At 75.4% G+C, this 7,794-nt stretch carries 2 protein-coding genes; both read left to right on the forward strand.

Annotation, left to right across the window (positions count from 1 at the left end):
• Positions 1-2,883 (forward strand): SDR family NAD(P)-dependent oxidoreductase (locus tag ACH47Z_RS46595; RefSeq protein WP_399086544.1); only part of this gene is annotated, 2,883 nt, incomplete at its 5' end.
• A gap of 27 nt (positions 2,884-2,910) precedes the next feature.
• A partial coding sequence (locus ACH47Z_RS46600) for a beta-ketoacyl synthase N-terminal-like domain-containing protein (protein WP_399086547.1) occupies positions 2,911-7,794 on the forward strand: 4,884 nt, incomplete at its 3' end.

Below are 7,794 nucleotides of genomic sequence, written 5' to 3' on the forward strand. Positions count from 1 at the left end.
TTCCGTCTGCTTCAGTCCTTCGGTGTGGAGCCGGAGTACCTGCTGGGGCACTCGGTCGGTGAGGTGGCCGCCGCCCATGTGGCCGGCGTCTTCGATTTGGCGGACGCGTGCCGGCTGGTGGCGGCGCGTGCCCGGTTGATGCAGGCGCTTCCCGCCGGGGGTGCGATGGTCGCCATCGCGGCCCCGGAGGAGGATGTGCTGCCCTACCTGACCGAGGGTGTGTCGGTCGCGGCGGTCAACGCGCCGGGCTCGGTGGTGGTGTCCGGCGAGGAGACCGCCGTCGTCGCCGTCGGGGAGCACTTCACGGCGCAAGGTGTGAAGACGACCCGGCTGCGGGTGTCGCACGCCTTCCACTCGGTGCTGATGGAGCCGATGCTGGACGACTTCACGGCGGCCCTCGCGGACATCACCTTCCTGCCCCCGCGCATTCCCGTGGTGTCGGACCTGACGGGTGAGCCGGCGGACATGGCGTCACCGGAGTATTGGGCGCGGCAGGTGCGCTCGGCGGTGCGGTTCGCCGACGGGCTGGCGTGGCTGGCCGAGCAGGGCGTGGACACCTTCGTCGACGCGGGTCCGGACGGGGTCGTGGCCGGTCTGGCCCAGGCGAACGCGGCCGACGCGGTCACGGTGGCGCTGATGCGCAAGGACCGCGACGGCTTGCAGACCGCGCTCCTCGCCGCCGGTGACCTGTTCGTCCAGGGCGTGCCGGTCGACTGGGAGAAGCTGTCCGGCGGGCGGAAGCCCCGCTGGGTGGAGCTGCCGACCTATGCCTTCCAGCGGCGCCGGTACTGGCCGGAGACGGCCGCCCCGGAGACCGGACGGGCGACGGGCCGCGACCCGCTGGACGCCCTGTTCTGGGAGTCCGTCGAGGGCGGGCGGCTGGCCGAGTCGCTGGGCGTCGACGACGCGGCGGTCTCGGATGTCGTACCGGCCCTGCTGGACTGGCGCGAGCGCCGCCGCCGCGAGATGACGGCCGACGACTGGCGCTACCACCAGCGGTGGGTCCCGGTCGACGGCATCCCGCGGGACGCCGCGGCGGGCCGCCTGCTGGTGGTCAGGCCCGCGGGCGACGACCCCTGGGTCTCGGACGTCGTGGCCGCGCTGGGCGCGGAGGTGACGGTGCTGGAGGCCGGCGCGGCGACCGCCGGGCGGCTGGCCGCCGAGGGCGTCGGCCGCACCGCCGTGGTGTGGCTGCCGCCCGCCGAGGAGGCCGGGGTCACGGCGACACTGCGCCTGGTCCAGGCGGCGCGCGAGGCCGGGCTGTCAGCGCCGCTGTGGGTGGTCACCCGCCGCGCGGTCGCGGCCCGGCCGGGCGACCGGGTGGACGGCGTCTGGCATGGCGGTGTGTGGGGCCTCGGCCGCGTCGCGGCCCTGGAGCTGCCCGGTCTGTGGGGCGGTCTGGTCGACCTCCCCGAGGACGTCGACCAGACCGTGGCCGCCCGGCTGTCCGGTGTGCTGTCCGCGGACCACGGCGAGGATCAGCTCGCCATCCGCTCCTCGGACGTCCTCGCCCGCCGGCTGGTGCACGCGGCCGGCCGGGACGGCGAAGCGGAGCCGTGGCGTACCAGCGGCACGGCGATCGTCACCGGCGGCACCGGCGGCCTGGGCGGGTACGTGGCCCGGTGGCTGGTGGACCGGGGCGCCGAGCACGTGGTGCTGCTGTCGCGCCGGGGAGCCGACGCCCCCGGTGCGGCGGACCTGCGAGCCGGACTCGAAGCCGCGGGGGCGCGGGTGACCGTGCTCGCCGGTGACGTGGCCGACCGGTCGGTGCTGACCGAGGCGTTCGCGGCCGTCCCGGCGGACCTGCCGCTGCGGGCGGTGGTGCACGCCGCCGGGGTGGGCAACGCGTTCACGCCGGTGGAGGCCATGACGCCCGACCAGCTGGCGGGCGAGCTGCGGGTCAAGGTCGGCGGCGCGTTGCTGCTGGACGAGCTGACCGAGGGCATGGAGCTGGACGCGTTCGTCCTGTTCTCCTCCGGCGCCGCCTCGTGGGGTGGCAGCGGCCAGGGCGGTTACGCGGCGGGCAACGCCTGCCTCGACAGCTTGGCCGAGTACCGGCGGGCGCGGGGCCGTACGGCCACCTCGGTGGCCTGGGGCACCTGGGCCGAGGTCGGGATGGCCGCGGGCGACTCCGAGGGCCACGACTACCTGGTGCGGCTCGGCCTCTCGCCCATGGCGCCCGAACTCGCCATCACCGCGCTCCAGCGGGTGGTCGAGGACGACGAGACCACGGTCACCGTCTCCGACACGGACTGGGCCACGTTCGCCCCGGCCTTCACCCTGGCGCGGCCCAGCAACCTCTTCGCCCTGCTCCCCGAGGCCGCCCCGGCGCCGGCGGCGGCCGAGGAGGAGGCCGGGGACACCGCGTTCGTCCAGCGCCTGGCGGCGCTGCCGGACGAGGAGCGGCGCGAGCAGCTGCTCGCCCTGGTCCGGGGGCACACCGCAGCCGTCCTCGGCCACGACAGCGCCAGGGACGTCGACCCCGCCCAGGCGTTCCGCGACGCCGGGTTCGACTCGCTGACCGCGGTCGAGCTGCGCAACCGGCTCCAGAAGATCACCGGTCTCGCGCTTCCCGCGACGCTCGTCTTCGACTACCCGAGCCCGAACAAGCTCGTCGGCCTCCTGGCTGGGGAACTGGGCGGCGACGGGGCCGCGGCGGCCGGGCTGCACGAGCTGAGGGAGCGGTTGCAGGCGTTCGCCGCCGACCCGGCGGTCCGCGACGAGCTGGAAGCGATGCTGCGGCAGGTGCTCTCGACCGCCGGCGAACCGGCCGCCGCGCAGCGGGACGACATCGACGCCGCCTCCGACGAGGAACTGTTCTCCATGGTCGACCAGGAAAGCAGCTGGATGTCCGATTCTTCGTCGACTGCCGACCACGAGTGACAACGGGAATTCGAGGACTTTCCTTCAATGGCCACTGAAGAACAGCTGCGTTCCTATCTCAAGACGGCCGTGGCGAACTCGCGCGAGGCGCAGCGGCAGCTGAACGAGATCAAGAGCAAGCAGGACGAGCCGCTCGCCATCGTGGGCATGGCCTGTCGCTACCCGGGCGGGGTGACGAGCCCGGACGATCTGTGGGACCTCGTCGCCTCGGGCACCGACGCGGTGTCGGTCTTCCCCGCCGACCGCGGCTGGGACGTCGACGCGCTGTACGACCCGGAGGGCGCCCCCGGCACGACGTCCACCCGCGAGGGCGGCTTCGTCGACGCGGTGGCCGACTTCGACGCCGGCTTCTTCGGGATATCCCCGCGCGAGGCGCTGGCGATGGACCCGCAGCAGCGGCTGCTGCTGGAGGTGGCCTGGGAGTCGCTGGAGCACGCCGGGATCGACCCGGCGACGCTCGCCGGCTCGGCCACCGGTGTCTTCGTCGGGGCGTCCTCCTCGGGCTACCTGGAGGCGATCGAGGGCCTGCCCGAGACCGACAGCCACCGGATGACCAGCGGGCTGCTGTCCGTCATCTCGGGCCGGCTGTCCTACACCCTCGGGCTCGAAGGCCCGGCGGTGACGGTCGACACGGCGTGCTCGTCGTCGTTGGTGGCCATGCACTGGGCGGGTCAGGCGCTGCGCTCGGACGAGTGCTCCCTCGCCATCGCCGGCGGCGTGAACGTGGCGGTGAGCCCGGCCGGGTTCGTGGAGTTCACCCGCCAGGGCGGCCTGGCGCCGGACGGCCGCTGCAAGGCGTTCGCCGAGGCGGCCGACGGCACGGGCTGGTCCGAGGGCGCCGGTGTGGTCGTCCTGGAGCGGCTCTCCGACGCCCGCCGCAACGGGCACCGGGTGCTGGCCGTGGTGCGGTCCAGCGCGGTCAACCAGGACGGCGCGTCCAACGGCCTGACCGCCCCCAACGGCCCGTCGCAGCGGCGCGTGATCCACCAGGCCCTGGCGGCCGTCGGTCTCTCGCCCGCCGAGGTCGACGCGGTCGAGGCGCACGGCACCGGCACCGTCCTGGGCGACCCGATCGAGGCGCAGGCGCTGCTGTCCACCTACGGCCAGGGCCGCCCCGAGGACCGGCCGCTGTGGCTGGGCACCGTGAAGTCCAACATCGGTCACTCGCAGGCCGCCGCCGGTGTCGCCGGTGTGATCAAGATGGTCCAGGCGATGCGCCACGGCACCCTGCCGCGGACCCTGCACGTGGACGAGCCGAGCAGGCGCGTGGACTGGAGCCAGGGCCACGTGCGGCTGCTCACCGAGGAGCAGCCGTGGCCGGGGACCGGCCGCCCGCGCCGGGCCGGCGTGTCGTCCTTCGGTGTGTCCGGCACTAACGCGCACCTGATCCTGGAAGCCGCCCCCGCCGCCGAGGACGCCCCCGCCGCCGGGAAGACCCCGGACACCGGTGTCCGCGTCGCCGACGGCGCCCTCCTGTGGGTGCTCTCGGGCCGGTCCGCCGACGCCGTGGCCGCACAGGCGGCCCGGCTGCTGGAGCGGGTGGAGCGGGACGCCGGGCCGGGCGCCGCCGACGTGGCGTACTCGCTGCTGCGGACCCGCTCCCTGTTCGACCACCGCGCCGTGGTCGTCGGCGCCGACCGCGGCGAGCTGACCGAGGGCCTGCGCGCACTGGCCGCCGGGGAGGCGGCCGCCAACGTGGCCGAGGGCGTCGCCGAAGCCGGCCGGCACAAGCCGGTGTTCGTCTTCCCCGGCCAGGGCGCCCAGTGGGTCGGCATGGCCGGCGAACTGCGGAAGTCCTCGCCGGTGTTCGCCCAGGCGCTCGCCGAGTGCGCCGACGCCCTCGCCGAGTTCGTCGACTGGCCGCTGCTCGACGCCCTGGACGACGAGGACATGCTCGCCCGCGTCGACGTCGTGCAGCCCGCCCTGTGGGCGGTGATGGTGTCGCTGGCCCGCGTCTGGCAGTCCCTGGGAGTCCGCCCCGCCGCCGTGGTGGGCCACTCGCAGGGCGAGATCGCCGCCGCCTGCGTCGCGGGCGCGCTGACCCTCTCCGACGGCGCCCGGGTCGTCGCCCTGCGCAGCCGGGCCATCGCCGAGGAACTGGCCGGCGACGGCGGCATGGTCGCCGTACCGCTGCCGGTGGCGCAGGCACAGGAGCTCCTCGGCCGCTGGGGCGACGAGCTGTCGGTCGCCGCGATCAACGGCCCCGCCTCCGTCGTCGTCTCCGGCGTCCCGGCCGCGCTCGACGGACTCCTCGCCCACTGCGAGAGCGCCGGGGTACGGGCCCGGCGGATCCCCGTGGACTACGCCTCGCACTCGGCCGCGGTCGAGCGCATCGAACAGCGGCTCGCCGAGGACCTCGCCCCCGTCAGGCCCGTATCGGGCTCGGTGCCGATGTACTCGACGGTGACCGCCGAACTGATCGACACCGCGGGGCTCGACGCCGCCTACTGGTACCGCAACCTGCGGCGGACCGTCCTCTTCGAGGACGCCAACCGCGCGCTGGCCGAGGCCGGACACTCGGTGTTCGTCGAGATCAGCCCGCACCCGGTGCTGACGGTTCCGGTGCAGGACACCCTCGGCGACGGGGCCGTGGTCACCGGCACGCTGCGCCGCAACGAGGGCGGCACGTCCCGCCTGCTGCTCTCCGCCGCCCACCTGTTCGCGCACGGGGTGCCGGTCTCCTGGGACGGCCTGTTCGCCGGCTCCACGCCCACCGCGGTGGACCTGCCGACGTACGCGTTCCAGCGGCGCCGCTACTGGCCCGAGGGCGGCACGGCTGCGGCCGACGTCACGGCCGCCGGTCTGGAAGAGGTACGTCACCCGCTGCTGGGCGCGGTGCTGTCCTCGGCCGAGGGCGGCGGTGTGGTGTTCACCTCGCGGCTGTCGGTCGGGACCCAGCCGTGGCTGGCCGACCACGCCGTGCGGGGCGTGGTGCTCTTCCCCGGCACCGGCTTCGTGGAGCTGGTGGTCCACGCCGCCGACGTGGTGGGGTGCGGCCGGGTCACCGAGCTGATCGTGGAGGCGCCGCTGGTGCTCCCCGAGCGCGGCGGCGTCCAGATCCAGATCGTCATGGGCGCCCTGGCGGACGGGCACCGCCCGGTCACCGTGTACGCGCGCCCCGACGGCGGCGGCGACCGGCCCTGGCTCCGGCACGCCGCCGGTGTCGTGGAGGGCACGACGACGGTGGAGCCCACCGGGTTCGACGCGCTGGCCGGGGTGTGGCCGCCGGCGGGCGCCGAGGCGCTGGAGAGCGGCGACGTGTACCGGCGGACCGCGGACGGCGGCTTCGCGTACGGCCCGGCGTTCCAGGGCCTGACCCGCGCCTGGCGCCGGGACGGCCGGGTCTTCGCGGAGGTGGACCTGCCGGAGCAGCAGTGGGGCCGCGCCGGGGCGTTCGGCATCCACCCCGCGCTGCTCGACTCGGTCCTGCACGCCTCGCTCTTCGCGGACCTGGCACCCGCCGAGTTCGGCCGGCTGCCGTTCAGCTTCGAGGACGTGGTGCTGCACGCCTCCGGCGCCACCAGGGTGCGGGCCTGCCTGACGCCCACCGGCCCGGACACGCTGTCGGTGCTGGTGGCCGACCCGGCGGGTGGCGCGGTGCTGTCGGTGGGGTCGCTGGTGATGCGCCCGCTGACGCCGCAGACACTGACCGCCGCCGCCGACCGCCAGGACGAGACCGTCCTGGCCGTGGAGTGGACCGGGCTGCCCGCGGAGACCCGGGAGACCGGCGGTCTCGACACGGTGCTCGGCCCCGTCGTGGCGGGCCCGGACGCCCGGGTGCCGTGGCTGCCGGGCGTACCGGTCCACCAGGACCTGGCCGACGTGCGGCCCGAGGCCGGCTGGCCCGTGGTGCTGGCCGTGACGGCCCAGGAAGGACCGGTCGTGGAGGCGGCCCACCGGTGCGGCCGGTGGATCCTGGAGCAGGTGCAGACCTGGCTGGGGGACGCGCGGTTCGCCGGCTCCGAACTGCTGGTGCTGACCCGCGGCGCCGTCGGCGCCCGGTCCGGCGAAGACGTGGCCGACCTGGCCGCCGCCACGGCCTGGGGCCTGGTGCGCTCGGCGCAGGCGGAGAACCCCGGCCGGATCACGCTGGTCGACGCCGACCCCGCCGCCGACGTGGCGGCGGGCCCGCTCGCCGCGGCACTCGCCGCCGGCGAGACCCAGGTGGCCATCCGGGACGGCAAGCCGCACGCCGCCCGGCTGTCGCGGGCGGACACCGGTCTGGCCGTACCGCGGGCCGGCGCCTGGCACCTGGACTCGACGGCCAAGGGCACCCTGGAGAACCTGCGCCTGGTGCCGTTCCCGGACGCCGAGCGTCCGCTGGAGAGCGGCGAGATCCGCATCGAGGTGCGCGCGGCGGGCCTGAACTTCCGCGACGTCCTCAACGCCCTGGGCATGTACCCCGACCCGGACGAGCCGCTCGGCAGCGAGGTCGCGGGTGTGGTCACCGAGGTCGGCGCCGACGTGCCGGACCTCCGGGCCGGCGACCGGGTCATGGGCATCACCAACGGCGGCTTCGGCTCGGCCGTGGTGGTCGACCGGCGGCTGGTGGCGCCGATCCCGGCGGGCTGGTCGTTCGCGACGGCCGCCTCGGTGCCGACCGTGTTCCTGACCGCGTACTACGCGCTCGTGGACCTGGCCGGACTGCGGGCGGGCGAACGGGTCCTGGTGCACGCCGGTGCCGGTGGCGTGGGCATGGCCGCGCTCCAGATCGCCAGGCACCTGGGCGCCGAGGTCTACACGACGGCGAGCGATGGCAAGCGCGACCTGCTGCGGGCGCGGGGCATCGACGACGCGCACCTGGCGTCGTCCCGCACGCTGGACTTCGAGGACGCGTTCCGGCGCGCCACCGAGGGCCGCGGCGTGGACGTGGTGCTCAACTCGCTCACCGGTGACTTCATCGACGCCTCC

Origin of the sequence: Streptomyces sp. NPDC020192 (genome assembly GCF_044388685.1) — a bacterium.
Taxonomy (GTDB): domain Bacteria; phylum Actinomycetota; class Actinomycetes; order Streptomycetales; family Streptomycetaceae; genus Streptomyces.